The following is a 14165-nucleotide window of genomic DNA, read 5'->3' as shown; positions in this document are numbered from 1 at the left end:
CACCACATCACCGGCTGGACCACCACCCGCCGCACCGACATCGACGACCTCACCCTGGCCTGCGGCCCCGACAACCGCCTCGCCGAACAAGGCTGGACCACCCGCACCAACACCCGCGGCGAAACCGAATGGCTCCCACCACCCCACCTCGACCGCGGACAACCCCGAACCAACACCTACCACCACCCCGAACGATTCCTCCGCGACCAAGAAGACCCAGACGACGACCCCGTTTGACCCATCAACTAGGGCCATAAGTCACAAATCTAGGGGCTTTAGCCTGCGTGTATATCAGCCTGACCGCCGCAAAACTATAACGTGTTCTAGTAGCCGCGCGAGCGACTGGAGGCGTGAAGTGAGTATCGATACCGCCGGCGTCGGGGTGCGAGAGATCGACGTGGGAACGTTGCCGAGCCGGTTTGCCCGCGGCTGGCACTGCCTGGGCGTGGCCAAAGACTTCCTCGACGGAAAGCCTCATCCGGTCAACATCTTCGGCACGAAGCTCGTCGTCTTCGCCGACTCGGACGACAATTTGCGAGTCCTCGACGCCTACTGCCGGCACATGGGCGGAGACTTGTCGCAGGGCGTGGTCAAGGGCGACACCGTCGCGTGCCCGTTTCACGATTGGCGGTGGGGCGGCGACGGCAGGTGCAAGGAGGTGCCGTATGCCAAGCGCACACCGCGAATGGCCCGCACCCGCTCATGGCCTACCGAGGTGCACAACGGCCTGTTGTTCGTCTGGCACGACCACGAGGGCAATCCGCCGTCACCGCAGTTGCAGATCCCCGACATTCCGGAGGCCGCCAGCGACGCGTGGACCGACTGGCGCTGGCGCAGCGAGCTCATCGAGGGTTCGAATTGCCGCGAGATCGTGGACAACATCGTCGACATGGCACATTTCTTCTATATCCACTACGGCTTCCCGACGTATTTCAAGAACGTCTTCGAGGGGCATATCGCCTCGCAATATCTGCGCACTGTCGGCCGGCCCGATGTGCTGCTCGGCGGGTCGCACTACACCGGTGAACAGACACTGGATTCCGAGGCCTCCTACTTCGGCCCGTCGTTCATGATCAACTGGCTGCACAACAGTTACGGCGGCTACAAAGTGGAATCGATCCTCGTCAACTGTCATTACCCTGTCACGCAGAACTCCTTCATGCTGCAGTGGGGCATCAAGGTGCGGAAGCCGGAAGGCATGGACGACGCCGCCACCGAGAAGCTGTCCGAAGCGTTCACCGAGGGCGTCAGCATGGGCTTCCTGCAGGACGTCGAGATCTGGAAGCACAAGACCCGAATCGAGAACCCGTTGCTGGTGGAAGAGGATGGCCCGGTCTATCAGCTGCGGCGCTGGTATCAGCAGTTCTATGTCGATGCCGCGGAGGTCACGCCGGAGATGACCGACCGCTTTGAGTATGAGGTCGACACGACCGCCGCGAACAAGCACTGGCATGCGGAGGTAGAAGAGAATCTTCGGCCCAAGGTCGCGCAGCCGCAATAGGATGCAGCCGCAATAGGATTCAGTGCTCGACCGGACACTCACCGGTGTAGTCGACCTGCCAGTGCTTGATGCCGTTGAGCCAGCCCGACCGGATCCGCTCCGGTCTTGCGATGGGCGTGAGGTCGGGCATGTGGTCGGCGATGGCGTTGAACATCAGGTTGATCGTCAACTTGGCCAGGTTGGCGCCGATACAGTAATGCTCGCCGGTGCCGCCAAATCCGACGTGCGGGTTGGGATTCCGCAAGATGTCGAACGTGAACGGGTCGGTGAAGACGTCCTCGTCGAAGTTGGCCGAGCGGTAGAACATCAATACCCGCTGACCCTTCTTGATCGTCACGCCCGACAGCTCGGTGTCCCGGTTGGCGGTGCGCTGGAACGCGGTGACCGGGGTGGCCCACCGGACGATCTCGTCCGCCGCGGTCTCCGGGCGCTCCTTCTTGTACAGCTCCCACTGGTCGGGGAAGTCGGCGAACGCCATCATGCCCTGGGTGATCGAATTGCGGGTGGTCTCGTTGCCGGCGACCGCCAGCATCATCACGAAGAACCCGAACTCGTCGTCGGACAGCTTCTCGCCGTCGATATCCGCCTGCAGCAGCGTGGAAACGATGTCGTCGCCGGGATTTTCGGCCTTGACCTCGGCCATTTTCATCGCGTAGGCCAGCACCTCCGCCGATGACGCCTTGGGATCGATATGTGCGTACTCGGGATCCTGGGCGCCGGTCATCTCGTTGGACCACCGGAAGAGCTTGCCGCGGTCCTCCTGCGGCACCCCGAGCAGCCCGGCGATAGCCTGCAGCGGCAATTCGCACGCCACCTGCTCGACGAAATCGCCGGAACCCTCGGCGGCGGCGGCCTTGGCGATGGCCTGCGCCCGCTCGTTGAGCTGGTCGCGCAGCCGCCCGATCGCGCGTGGCGTGAACCCGCGGGAGATGATCCTGCGCAGCCGGGTGTGGTGCGGCGGGTCCATGTTGAGCAGGACGAACCGCTGCACGTCGATGTCTTCGCGGCTCATGTCGTCGGCGAAGCGCGGGATGGCGCCGTTGAGCCAGCTGGAGAAGACGTCGTTGCGCAGCGATACCTCCTTGACGTCTTTGTGCTTGGTCACCACCCAGAAGCCGCCGTCGTTGAAACCACCCTTGCCGACGGGCTGGTCGCACCACCAAATCGGTGCGTTGCGGCGGAGTTCGGCGAGCTCCTCGACGGGTAGGCGCTCGGCGTAGATGTTCGGGTCGGTCGGGTCGAAGCCGGGGGGAAGGTGCGGGCAGGTCATCGATGGCTCCTCTGCGAGTCAGATCAGCATTGAGTCAGACCATGGTGTCGGCGGCCGGCAGCCCGAATTCGTGATTGCCGAAGATCAGGTAGGCCCGCTCGGGATCGTTGGCGGCGTGCACACGGCCGGCGTGCGCGTCGCGCCAGAACCGTTGCATCGGAGCGCTATTGGCCAACGCGGTGGCGCCCGATGCGTCGAACAGCCGGTCGATCGAAGCGACCGCGCGAGCGGTGGCGCGCACCTGGTCGCGACGGGCCCGGGTCCGCAGCTCGAACGGGACCTCCCGGCCCGCCACCAGGCACGAGTATTCGTCGCCGACGTTGCCCATCAGCTGTCGCCACGCGGCGTCGATGTCGCTGGCCGCCTCGGCGATGCGCACCTTGGCGAAGGGGTCATCTTTGGATTTCTCGCCCGCGAACGCGGCACGCACCCGCTTGCCTTGATGCTCGACATGCGATTCGTAGGCGCCATAGGCCATGCCGACGATCGGGGCGGTGATCGTGGTGGGATGCATTGTTCCCCACGGCATCTGGTAGACAGGAGCGGTGTTGACGGCCAGCCCGCCCGCGGTGTGATCGTTCATCGACTTGTAGGACAGGAACCGGTGCCGGGGCACGAAGGCGTCCTTGACCACCAGGGTGTTGCTGCCGGTGCCCTTCAGGCCGACCACATGCCAGACGTCGTCGATGCGGTAATCGCTGTTCGGGATCAAGAAGCTGCCGAAGTCGACCGGCTGGCCGTCCTTGAGCACCGGGCCGCCGACGAAGGTCCACGTGGCGTGGTCGCAACCCGACGACCAGTTCCACGAGCCGTTGACCACATAACCACCGTCGACCACCCGACCGGCGCCCATCGGAGCGTACGACGAGGAGATGCGCACGCCCGTGTCCTCGCCCCAGACGTCTTGCTGGGCCTGCTGGTCGAACTGCGCCGCGTGCCAGTTGTGCACGCCAAGGATCGATGCCACCCATCCGGTTGACCCGCACGCGCTGGCCAGGCGCCTGACGGCCTCGAAGAATACCGTCGGATCGCATTGCATCCCGCCCCACTGCGCTGGTTGCAGCAGCCGGAAGAAGCCGATGTCCTGGAGTTCGCTCACGGTGGCGTCCGGCAGTCGCCGCAGATCCTCGGTCTCCTCTGCCCGCTGCCGCAGCTTGGGCAAAAGGTCGTCGATGGCGGCCAACACCGACTGGGCATCAACTTCTCGAACGGACGTCACTGCTTACCTCCTGACGTGCGCACTGATCACCGAACTAGATGACGTTGCAATGGCAGCCAAATATTTCGTTGTTTCCGCAGTACAGCAGCAATAAAACCTGGTCTGTAACTTGTTCTAATTATGGCCCGACGCCGAGTCGGAAATAGGGCATAAAGTCCCATAGCTGTCCCGCGCCGGTCGCCCTCGCTACGGGAATCGTCGTCACACGCCGCGATCCGGTCACCCGGGATCAGGGGCGAAGACCCTGGAAGTGAAGTCGAGAACCTAAGGCGCCAACGACATTTCGGAGACTGCTACGCCGCTAGCTCACTCCCGCGCGGCGGCCTTCTCCAGGTCGGTCAACGCCGGCTCGATGCGGTCGGCCATGTCGTCGATGTCGCTGGCCACCTCGGGCGTCGTCACGAAACCGAAGTCCAGGTAGTCGGTGTAGGAGAAGCAGGTGATGTTCAGGGCGACGTCCATGACGGGCGGCCCGAGCGGCACCAGCGAATCGAGCCTGGCGCCGGCCATGTACAACGGGAACGGCGGACCGGGCACGTTGGACACAACCAGGTTGATGGGGGCCAGGTTTCGCGACAGCCCGCTGGCGGTGTAGGCCCGCGCGGCCAGCCCCAGCAGTCCCGGCGGCGTCGTTTCGGTCAGCCCCATGATCTGGTGCGCCGACAACGCCTTGGCCATCAGCTTGGCGTTCTGGGTGCTTTCGTGGATTGCCCGCAGCCGCTCCCCCGGGTCTTCGACGTCGGTGGCCAACGAGACAGTCATCGAGCTCACCTGGTTGCCGACGTCCTCCTTATTGTCGTCGGTGCGAGTGGAGACCGGGATCTGCGCGATGAGCGGCTTGGCCGGCAGCTCGCCGCGCTTCTGCAAGTACTCGCGGGCCGCCCCGGCCACGAGCGCCAGCACCACGTCGTTGAGCTTGACGCCGTAGGCGTCCTTGACGGCCTTGGCCCGGGCCAGCTCGACGCGGCAGCCGGTGATCCGGCGGTGCGGCGACACGGGTGCGTTGAACCGGGTCTTGGGCGCTTCGAAGTACCGCGGGGGCCGGCCGCTCACGCCCAGCGCGGCGATCTGCTGGCGCACGGTCTGCTCCACGAGCCTGGCGATGCGGAAGGGCGTCTTGACGCCGACGTTGATGAGCGCGCCCACCGCCCGGCGTTCGATGCCCGGGATGCGCGAGCCCACCAGGGATCCGACCGTTTCCTGTTGCGGCGGGCGCGGTTCCGGCGTGACGTCCAAGAGGATCTCACCCAGGCCGGCCCCGGAGACGCCGTCGACGATGGCGTGGTGCATCTTGGTCAGCGACGCGACCCGGCCACCCTCGACGCCCTCGATCACCCACATCTCCCACAGCGGCCGGGCACGGTCCAGCTTGTAGGACATCAACCGGCCAACCAGCTCCTCGAGCTCACGCCGCCCGCCCGGCGCCGGCACGGCGATGCGCCGGATGTGGAAGTCGATGTCCAATTCCTCGTCTTCGACGAACCACGGCCGGTCCAGCCCGAGCGGCGCACCGGTGACCCGCCACCGCAGCTGCGGCAGCTCGGGCAGCCGCTCGATGATCAGTTCGCGGAGCCGCTGAAAGCTGTACTCGGGTGTTTCCTTCGGGTCACAGATCGCCAGTGCCCCCACATGCATGTGCCAGCCCGCAGTCTCGGCCGACCAAAACGCCGCATCAACGCTCGAAAGCCGCTTCATCCCCCGACCGTAGCCCCCGCCTACTCGTTGCGAACAGCGATTCGCGCGTCCAGTTACGCGTCTTCCAGCAAATCAGGTGTCACTGCCGACTCGGTGTCCGGAATGCCCTCGATCTTGGCCTTACGGTCGGCCATCGACAGCAGCCGGCGAATGCGGCCCGCCACAGCGTCTTTCGTCATCGGCGGGTCGGCGAGCCGGCCGAGCTCCTCCAGCGAGGCCTGCCGGTGCTCGACGCGCAGCTTGCCGGCCGAGGCCAGGTGGTCGGGGACGGTGTCGCCGAGAATCTCCAATGCGCGTTCCACGCGGGCCGCTGCCGCGACCGCCGCCCGCGCCGAGCGGCGCAGGTTGGCGTCGTCGAAGTTGGCGAGCCGGTTGGCAGTCGCCCGCACCTCGCGGCGCATCCGGCGCTCCTCCCAGATCAGCCGGGTGTCCTGGGCGCCCATCCGGGTCAGCAACGCGCCGATCGCCTCGCCGTCGCGCACCACCACCCGATCGGCGCCACGCACCTCGCGTGCCTTGGCGCTGACCCCGAGCCGTCGCGCCGCGCCCACCAACGCCAGCGCGGCCTCCGGGCCGGGGCAGCTGACCTCCAGAGCCGACGACCGTCCCGGCTCGGTCAGCGACCCGTGCGCGAGGAAGGCTCCGCGCCAGGCGGCCTCGGCGTCGGCGACGCTGCCCCCCACGACTTGGGCGGGCAGACCGCGCACGGGCCGGCCGCGGTTGTCGAGCAGTCCGGTCTGGCGTGCCAGCGCCTCGCCGTCGTTGGCCACGCGCAACACGTAACGGGTGGTCTTGCGAATCCCGCTGGCCGACAACACATGCACGACCGCGTTATAGCCGTAGAGCTCGAAGATGTCCTTGCGCAGCCGGCGCGCGACGTTGCCCAGGTCCACCTCGGCCTCCACCACCACCCGACCGCCGACGATGTGCAATCCACCGGCGAACCTCAGCAGGGACGTGACCTCCGCGCGACGCGCACTGACCGACTTCACGACCAGGCGGCTGAGCTCGTCCTTGACTTCGGTCGTCATCGCCACGCGTCGTCACTCCTCGGTCCGCTGCCGCCCGGTCCATCTCCACCGGTCTGTGGACTTGCACCGTCGACCCGAATTTCCGCGGTGGCCGTGACCGGAGGCGCTCCCGGACCCTTGTGGGCCGCCCGGACCCCGTCCAGGGCCGCCGCGAGTTTGCCTGGATCATGTAAAGGTGTACCAGGTCGGGCCACATCGGCGAAGTGGACCTCGGCCGAAAGCAGCGTCGCGGTGCGGCGCAGGTGCTCGCGCTCCCGCTCACTGGGCACGCGCTCGGCGTCGATGATGATGTCGTGCACGGTGAACCCCGGTGCGTGCTGGGCCAACACGTGCAGATGACGCTCGACGGAGAAGCCAGCCGTCTCCCCCGGCTCGGCCATCAGATTGAGCACCAGCGCCCGCCGGGCGGTGGTGGCCCGCAGCGCCGCCGCCAGACCCGGCACCAGCACGTGCGGGATCACGCTGGTGAACCACGAGCCGGGACCGAGGACCACCAGGTCGGCGGCCATGATGGCGTCGACGGCCTGACGGGTCGCCGGCGGATCGGACGGCAGTAGGCGCACCCGTCGGACCTTGCCCGGTGTGGTGGCGATCGCCACCTGGCCGCGAATCAGCCGGAATATCCGCGGGTCGGTCTCCAGGCCCGACACGTCCGCCTCGATCTGCAGAGCGATCGGACACATCGGCAGCACCCGGCCCTTGACGCCCAGGATGCGGCCCAGCTCGTCGAGGGCGGCCACCGGATCGGCCAGCACTTCCGACAGCCCGGCGAGCAGCAGATTGCCGATCGGGTGCCCGGCCAACGCCCCATTGCCGCCGAAGCGGTGCTGCAGAATGGTCGCCCACAGCCGCCCGTGCGGGCTGTCGGATGCCAAGGCCGCCAACGCCATTCGCAGATCACCCGGTGGCACCACATCCAATTCGCTGCGCAGCCGCCCGGAGGAACCACCGTCGTCGGCGACGGTCACCACGGCGGTGACGTGCGGCGTCAGCCGGCGGGCCGCGGACAGCGTCGCGTACAGACCGTGTCCGCCGCCCAGCGCGACGATGCCCTTATTCGTCGGCGCGTTCATTCGCGCCCCAGGTCCCGGTGCAACACCCGCACCGAAAGTTGTGCTTCGCCCTCATCGGCCTTGAGGATCTGCATCAGCGCCTCGGCGATCGCAACGCTGCGGTGCTTACCACCGGTGCAGCCGATTCCGACCGTCATGTACCGCTTGCCCTCCCGGCGGTAACCGTCGACGACCAGAGAAAGCAACCGATGGTAGGCGTCGAGAAACTCCGCGGCGCCGGGCTGGCTCAACACGTATTCACTGACGGCCGGGTCCTGTCCGGTGAGCGGGCGCAGCTCGTCCACCCAGTGCGGGTTCGGCAGGAACCGCACGTCCATCACCATGTCGGCGTCCATCGGCAGGCCGTACTTGAAGCCGAACGATTCGACGGTGACGCTGATCGACGTGCTGGCTTCGCCGCCGAACGCGCGCTCGATGCTCTCCCGCAAGCCCCGCACCGACAGTGTCGACGTGTCGATGATCAGGTCGGCGGTGGCGCGCACCGGGGCCAGCATCCGGCGCTCGGCGGCGATGCCCTCGGCCAGGGTCTGGTCGCCCTGCAGCGGATGGCTGCGGCGGTTCTGTTCATAGCGGCGCACCAGCATGTCGTCGGATGCCTCCATGAACACCACCCGCGGGCTGATGTTTCGGGTGGCCAGCTCGTTGCGCACCTCATCGAGGTCACCGGTGAAGCCGCGCGACCGCACGTCCATCACCACCGCCAGCCGGGTGATCCGCGACCCGGCGTCCATGCCGAAATCCACCATCCGCGTGATCAGCTGGGGCGGCAGGTTGTCGGCCACATACCAGCCCAGGTCCTCGAGCACTTTGGCGGCGGTACCCCGCCCCGCGCCCGATAATCCGGTCACCAGAACGACATCGATGCCGGCCGGGGCACCCCGGGTGTGGCCCTCCGCCAATTCACCCGTCATTCGGCTTCTCCGGGTGGGTCAGGTCGCAACGCCTCCAGGACGGCGGTGGCGGTGGCCACACCGATACCGGGAACGGCCGTGATCTGGTCGACGGTGGCCTCCTTGAGGCGGGCAATGGATCCGAAATGGGTTACCAGCGCCTTGCGGCGATGCTCCCCCAATCCTGGCACCGAATCCAGCGCCGAGGCGGTCATTCGCTTGGATCGCTTGCTGCGATGGTAGGTGATGGCGAACCGATGCGCCTCGTCGCGAATCCGTTGCAACAGATAAAGGCCTTCGCTGTTGCGCGGCATGATGACGGGATCCGGCTCGGACGGCACCCAGATCTCTTCCAGCCGCTTGGCCAGACCGATCACCGCGACGTCGGTGATGCCGAGGTCTTCGAGCACGGCGCTGGCCGCGTTGACCTGCGGTGCGCCTCCGTCGACGACGTAGAGGTTGGGCGGATAAGCGAATCGGCGCGACTTTCCTTCGGGTGAAAGCATATTCGGATCGTTTTGTTCACTCAGGTGGCGCGCGAACCGGCGCCGCGTCACCTCGGCGATCGAGGCGACGTCGTCCGAGCGCCCCTGCCCGGCGGCTTCACGAATCCCGAAGTGGCGGTAGTCGGACTTGCGCGGCAGGCCGTCCTCGAACACCACCAACGAGCCCACCACGTCGGTGCCCTGCACGTGGCTGATGTCGACGCATTCGATGCGCAGCGGCGCATCAGCCAACCCGAGGGCTTCCTGAATGTTCTGCAGCGCAGCCGATCTGGCGTTGAAGTCGCCGGCCCTTCTCAGCTTGTGTTGCTGCAGAGCCTCTTTGGCGTTGCGCTGTACGGTTTCGGCGAGTGCCCGCTTGTCGCCGCGGCGGGGCACCCGCAGCGCGACGCGCGAACCGCGCAGGCCGGACAGCCAGCTGGTCAGTTCGTCGGAGTTGGACGGCAGGCAGGGCACCAGCACCTCGCGCGGCACCGGGTTGGCGGCCTCGTCGGCCGCACCACCCAGTTCGGCCTGCTCGCCGTAGAACTGCGTCAGAAACTGCTCGACCAACTGCTCCTCGCCGGAATCACCCGCCTCCGCGGACTTTTCGACGATCCAGCCGCGCTGTCCGCGCACTCGGCCGCCGCGGACGTGGAACACCTGCACCGCCGCCTCCAGCTCGTCGTCGGCGAAGGCGACCACGTCGGCATCGGTGCCGTCGCCGAGCACCACGGCCTGCTTCTCCATGGCGCGTTTGAGCGCACCCAGGTCGTCCCGCAGGCGAGCGGCCCGCTCGAAGTCGAGTTCGTCGGACGCGGCGTGCATTCGCTGTTCCAACTCGCGCGCGAAGCGGTCCGTCTTGCCGGACAGGAAGTCGCAGAAATCGTCGACGATCTGGCGGTGCTGCTCGGCGCTGACCCGGCCGATGCAAGGCGCCGAGCACTTGTCGATGTATCCGAGCAGGCACGGACGGTCGATCTGCTTGTGCCGCTTGAACACACCGGCCGAACAGGTGCGGGCCGGAAACACGCGGGTGAGCAGGTCCAGCGTCTCCCGAATCGCCCAGGCGTGGGAGTAGGGCCCGAAATAGCGCACGCCCTTGCGACGCGGACCGCGGTAGACCATCAGCCGCGGAAATTCCTCGTTGAGGGTGACGGCCAGCACCGGGTACGACTTGTCGTCGCGGTAGCGGACGTTGAACCGCGGGTCGAACTCCTTGATCCAGTTGTATTCGAGCTGCAGCGCCTCGACTTCGGTGTTGACCACCGTCCACTCGACCTTGGCGGCGGTGGTCACCATCTGCCGGGTGCGCGGGTGCAGGGCGGAGATGTCCTGGAAGTAGGACGTCAGCCTGCTCCGCAGGCTCTTGGCCTTGCCGACGTAGATGACCCGTCCGTGCGTATCCCGGAATCGGTAGACGCCCGGCTCGACCGGGATGGACCCGGGCGGAGGGCGATACGTGGCGGGATCTGGCACCCATCCAGGCTAGTAGCCGTCGGGCGGATGCCGGCCCCTCGGGATCACGGCTCGACGCGCCGAGAACGGCGCCCCTGGTTCGACCGCTGCCTGTAACGCATTCGAGCGCTTGTTCGATAAATAGGTCAGCCGCCGAGAGATCCGCCAACTCCCAGAAAAGGGCCGACGACCTCGGGTTACGACGACTAACCCGCGGTGTGGACGGTTTGGACGGCTCTCGTTCTGGTTACCAAGGTGGTAGCTGGACGTTACAGTGGGTGGCAATCAATGGAGGGAGTCCACAGATGTTCAAGCGCTCGTTGACCAGGATCGCGATGGGGGTTGGCGGCCTGGCATTGGCGTCGACCGCCGCAGCTGGGGTCGCATCGGCTGCCCCTGACTACGGCCCGATGATCAACACGACCTGCAGCTACGACCAGGCGATGCGGGCGGTGCACGCGGAAAACCCGATGGCCGCTCAGTACCTCGACCAGTCGCCGCCGAACCAGCAGTTCTTGCAGCAGTACCTGGCGTCGTCGCCGGATCAGCGCGTGAACCTGCTGCACGCCATCGAGCACAACCAGGGCGCGCAGCAGGCTTTGCCGATCTTCCAGCAGATGATGACCGACTGTAAGAACTTCTGACCGATCCACCTGACGGGCTATCCGTGCGAGCACGGATAGCCCGTTCAGTGGCTATGCAGGTCGGGCCGATACCGCGCCAATAGCGATCGCACGGTGTCCATGGCGTCGATCGCGCGTTCCTTGTCGACGGCCTGGATGGCCATCACGGGAATGTACTCGTCGTCGGGCAGGTCGATGCGCGCCCAGCGGTTCCCCACCGGGAACGAGACACCGGCGACGTCCGGCCACTCGATCAATTTGTCGCCCAGTAGGTTACGCACCGATATGCCGGCGGCCCCGACGCGCAGCCGGGGCCGGGCGAACAGCAGCACCACGCCCGCGAGGACCAGACCGAGCAGCGCCATCGCCACCTGGTCGCTGGTCTGGAACACCACCCCGGTCGATCCGGCCTTGAGCAAGAATCCGATCGCGATGTGCACCGCGGCGATGATGATCGCCGCCCCGTAAACGAATTTAGGTGTGCGGTAGGGACGCAACTCGACGTCCCAGCCCCCCTGGTCGGTCACGACCGAGCGCGCAGGTCACGCAGCGTCAGCGCGGTCTGCAGCGCCGCACCGGTCGCCTGAGCACCCTTGTCCTCGGCTGATTCGGGAAGACCGGCGCGGTCGAGGGCCTGCTCCTCAGTGTCGGTGGTCAGCACCCCATTGGCCACCGGCGTCGAAGAGTCCAGCGACACGCGGGTCAAGCCCTGCGTCACGGCGTCGCACACATAGTCGAAATGCGGTGTCTGGCCACGGATTACCACACCCAGGGCGACCACCGCATCGTGATTGCGGGTCAGTTCCTGCGCCACCACCGGGATCTCGATCGCGCCGAGCACGCGGACCACCGTCGGGTCGTCGATGCCCCACGCGGCGGCCACCTTGCGAGCACCGGCGAGTAGCGCGTCGCAGATCTCGGTGTGCCAGGTGCTCGCAACGATGGCCAACCGCAGACCGGATGCATCCAGGGGCCGAACCTCCGGCACGCCCGCGGCAGGACTCACAGAGCGCCGCCGAATTCGCCTGGCAGATGAACCGATTCGTGAAAGTCGTCGAGGCCGGCCAGGTCATGGCCCATCTTGTCGCGCTTGGTCATCAGGTAGCGGATGTTCTCCGCGTTGGCGCGCACCGGCAGCGGCACCCGCTCGATGATGTGCAGGCCGTAGCCGTCCAGCCCGACCCGTTTGGCCGGGTTGTTGGTCAGTAGCCGCATCGAGCGGACGCCGAGGTCGACCAGGATCTGCGCCCCGATTCCGTAATCCCTTGCGTCCGCTGGCAATCCGAGTTTGAGGTTGGCGTCGACGGTGTCCTCGCCGGCGTCCTGCAGCTGATAGGCCTGCAGTTTGTGCATCAGGCCGATACCGCGGCCCTCGTGGCCACGCATGTACAGCACGATGCCGCGGCCCTCCCGCGCGACCATCGCCATCGCGGCGTCGAGCTGAGGCCCGCAATCGCACCGGCGGGAACCGAACACGTCACCGGTCAGGCACTCGGAGTGCACCCGGACCAGCACGTCGTCGCCGTCGGCGTTGGGCCCGGCGATCTCGCCACGCACCAGCGCGACGTGTTCGACGTCCTCATAGATGCTGGCGTAGCCGATGGCGCGAAACTCTCCGTGCCGGGTCGGTATGCGGGCCTCGGCGATTCGCTCGATGTGTTTCTCGTGCTTGCGCCGCCACTCGATCAGATCGGCGATGGTGATCATCGCGAGGTCGTGCTCGTCGGCGAAGACCCGCAGCTCGTCGGTCTGCGCCATCGCGCCTTCGTCCTTTTGGCTGACGATTTCGCAAATCGCGCCCGCGGGTTGCAATCCGGCCATCCGGGCCAGGTCGACGGCGGCCTCGGTGTGGCCGGGGCGGCGCAGCACGCCGCCGTCCTTGGCGCGCAACGGAACCACGTGACCGGGGCGCGTGAAATCGTTGGCGATGCTGGCGGGATCGGCCAGCAGGCGCATGGTGGTCGCGCGATCGGAGGCCGAAATACCGGTGCCCACACCGTTCTTCGCGTCGACGGTGACGGTGTAGGCCGTCCCGTGCTTGTCCTGGTTCACCGCGTACATGGGCAGCAGCCCCAGCCGGTCGCAGATGGCGCCGTCCAGCGGGACGCACAGGTACCCCGAGGTGTAGCGGACCATGAACGCCACCAGCTCCGGCGTCGCCTTTTCCGCGGCGAAGATCAGGTCGCCTTCGTTCTCGCGATCCTCGTCGTCGATGACGACCACGGCCTTTCCGGCCGCAATGTCGGCAACCGCCCTCTCGACGGAGTCCAACCTCGTCATCGTCGCTACCTTGCTGTCTCAGGGGTCCGCAGGAAGAGCCCAAGTGTTGCATTCAGTATGAACCACCGCGCGGGCCACGTTATTGCCGCGCAGTTCGCGACGGACCGGCACGGCGCCTGTGCACCTTCGGAACGATGGGGACTGGCGCGGCAAAACGACCCCCGATCCGGTCCCAGCAATCTACGCTGGGCGCATGAGAATCGCGGTAAGACTGGCGGTACCGGCCGTGACCTTGATGTTCGCGGCCGGACTAGCAGCGGGCGTCGCCTCCCCGCAACGGGCGACGGCCGACGCGTGCGCCGACGTCGGCGGTCGGCATGTGAGCGTCGGCGGGTGCACGGATCCGGGTCGCTGGGGTAACTGGGTCCTTCCGGCCGGCGCGATGACGGTCCCGCCGCCTGACGCACCACCACCGTGCTACACCCCATCCGGCGAGCCCTACTGGACGCCTCCGGGCGAGCCCTGCTGAGCGAACCGGCGCGGCGCGCAGGTCAACCTCGAAGTCGACGTGATCGCGAAATACGTTGAGCGGTTGCTCACCCCGCGCTAGGCCGCCTTCGGAAAAGTGCGCGCCGCGCCGGTTCGCTCAGCAGGGCTCGCCCGGAGGCGTCCAGTAGGGCTCGCCGGATGGGGTGTAGCACGG

13 protein-coding genes and 1 pseudogene are annotated in these 14165 nt (G+C 66.8%); 4 read left to right on the top strand and 10 right to left on the bottom strand.

The genetic code is table 11. The features are described 5' to 3' along the window. Positions 1–237, top strand: a pseudogene (locus A5709_RS10410) (hypothetical protein); the annotation flags it as partial. Positions 238–355: 118 nt separating this feature from the next. Further along, positions 356–1501 carry a Rieske 2Fe-2S domain-containing protein gene (locus A5709_RS10405; RefSeq protein WP_067944602.1) on the top strand — a complete coding sequence of 382 codons (1146 nt, stop codon included), beginning with the start codon at positions 356–358 and terminating at the stop codon, positions 1499–1501. Positions 1502–1520: 19 nt separating this feature from the next. On the opposite strand, the gene A5709_RS10400 is transcribed toward A5709_RS10405, so the two are convergent. The 7 genes from A5709_RS10400 to uvrC all read right to left on the bottom strand — a co-directional run bounded on the left by A5709_RS10400 (position 1521) and on the right by uvrC (position 10640). Then, the gene (locus A5709_RS10400; RefSeq protein ID WP_068119771.1) at positions 1521–2771 is read right to left on the bottom strand and encodes a cytochrome P450; all 1251 of its coding nucleotides are present in this window, start codon (positions 2769–2771) and stop codon (positions 1521–1523) included. Between the two features lie 34 nt (positions 2772–2805). Then, complete coding sequence (hsaA, locus tag A5709_RS10395; protein WP_067944604.1) at positions 2806–3990, bottom strand: 3-hydroxy-9,10-secoandrosta-1,3,5(10)-triene-9,17-dione monooxygenase oxygenase subunit; 1185 nt, start codon at positions 3988–3990, stop codon at positions 2806–2808. A 306-nt stretch (positions 3991–4296) separates the two neighbouring features. Continuing rightward, positions 4297–5685 carry a wax ester/triacylglycerol synthase family O-acyltransferase gene (locus A5709_RS10390; protein ID WP_067944605.1) on the bottom strand — a complete coding sequence of 463 codons (1389 nt, stop codon included), beginning with the start codon at positions 5683–5685 and terminating at the stop codon, positions 4297–4299. 53 nt (positions 5686–5738) lie between these two features. After that, positions 5739–6716 carry a DNA-binding protein WhiA gene (gene whiA, locus A5709_RS10385; protein ID WP_139272911.1) on the bottom strand — a complete coding sequence of 326 codons (978 nt, stop codon included), beginning with the start codon at positions 6714–6716 and terminating at the stop codon, positions 5739–5741. Next, entirely contained in the window at positions 6713–7789 is a 1077-nt protein-coding gene (gene yvcK / locus A5709_RS10380) for a uridine diphosphate-N-acetylglucosamine-binding protein YvcK (RefSeq protein WP_067944606.1), read from the bottom strand. Before yvcK ends, whiA begins: the two co-directional genes overlap by 4 nt. Then, entirely contained in the window at positions 7786–8700 is a 915-nt protein-coding gene (rapZ, locus tag A5709_RS10375; protein WP_067944607.1) for an RNase adapter RapZ, read from the bottom strand. The genes yvcK and rapZ overlap by 4 nt, the downstream gene beginning before the upstream one ends. Continuing rightward, on the bottom strand, positions 8697–10640 hold the full coding sequence (gene uvrC / locus A5709_RS10370; protein WP_067944608.1) for an excinuclease ABC subunit UvrC: 1944 nt from the start codon (positions 10638–10640) through the stop codon (positions 8697–8699). The genes rapZ and uvrC overlap by 4 nt, the downstream gene beginning before the upstream one ends. Before the next feature lie 284 nt (positions 10641–10924). On the opposite strand from uvrC, the gene A5709_RS10365 reads away from it, so the two are divergent. Beyond that, complete coding sequence (locus A5709_RS10365; RefSeq protein ID WP_067275840.1) at positions 10925–11263, top strand: hemophore-related protein; 339 nt, start codon at positions 10925–10927, stop codon at positions 11261–11263. Between the two features lie 44 nt (positions 11264–11307). On the opposite strand, the gene A5709_RS10360 is transcribed toward A5709_RS10365, so the two are convergent. The 3 genes from A5709_RS10360 to A5709_RS10350 are packed head-to-tail and all read right to left on the bottom strand — an operon-like array spanning position 11308 to position 13522. Further along, positions 11308–11769 carry a PH domain-containing protein gene (locus A5709_RS10360; RefSeq protein ID WP_067944609.1) on the bottom strand — a complete coding sequence of 154 codons (462 nt, stop codon included), beginning with the start codon at positions 11767–11769 and terminating at the stop codon, positions 11308–11310. Continuing rightward, positions 11766–12248, bottom strand: a complete 483-nt coding sequence (gene ribH / locus A5709_RS10355) for a 6,7-dimethyl-8-ribityllumazine synthase (protein ID WP_067944610.1) — start codon at positions 12246–12248, stop codon at positions 11766–11768. Before ribH ends, A5709_RS10360 begins: the two co-directional genes overlap by 4 nt. Beyond that, positions 12245–13522: a bifunctional 3,4-dihydroxy-2-butanone-4-phosphate synthase/GTP cyclohydrolase II gene (locus A5709_RS10350; protein ID WP_067944611.1), complete on the bottom strand. Its 1278-nt coding sequence runs from the start codon at positions 13520–13522 to the stop codon at positions 12245–12247. Before A5709_RS10350 ends, ribH begins: the two co-directional genes overlap by 4 nt. A gap of 193 nt (positions 13523–13715) precedes the next feature. Here A5709_RS10350 and A5709_RS27395 point away from each other — a divergent pair, with 193 nt between their 5' ends. Continuing rightward, positions 13716–13991 carry a hypothetical protein gene (locus A5709_RS27395; protein ID WP_082953169.1) on the top strand — a complete coding sequence of 92 codons (276 nt, stop codon included), beginning with the start codon at positions 13716–13718 and terminating at the stop codon, positions 13989–13991. The last annotated feature ends 174 nt before the right edge of the window (positions 13992–14165 follow it).

Source organism: Mycobacterium sp. E1386 (assembly GCF_001672745.1).
Classification (GTDB): domain Bacteria; phylum Actinomycetota; class Actinomycetes; order Mycobacteriales; family Mycobacteriaceae; genus Mycobacterium.
The sequence above is the reverse complement of the archived record's forward strand: the minus strand, read 5'-3'. Positions and strand labels throughout refer to the sequence as shown.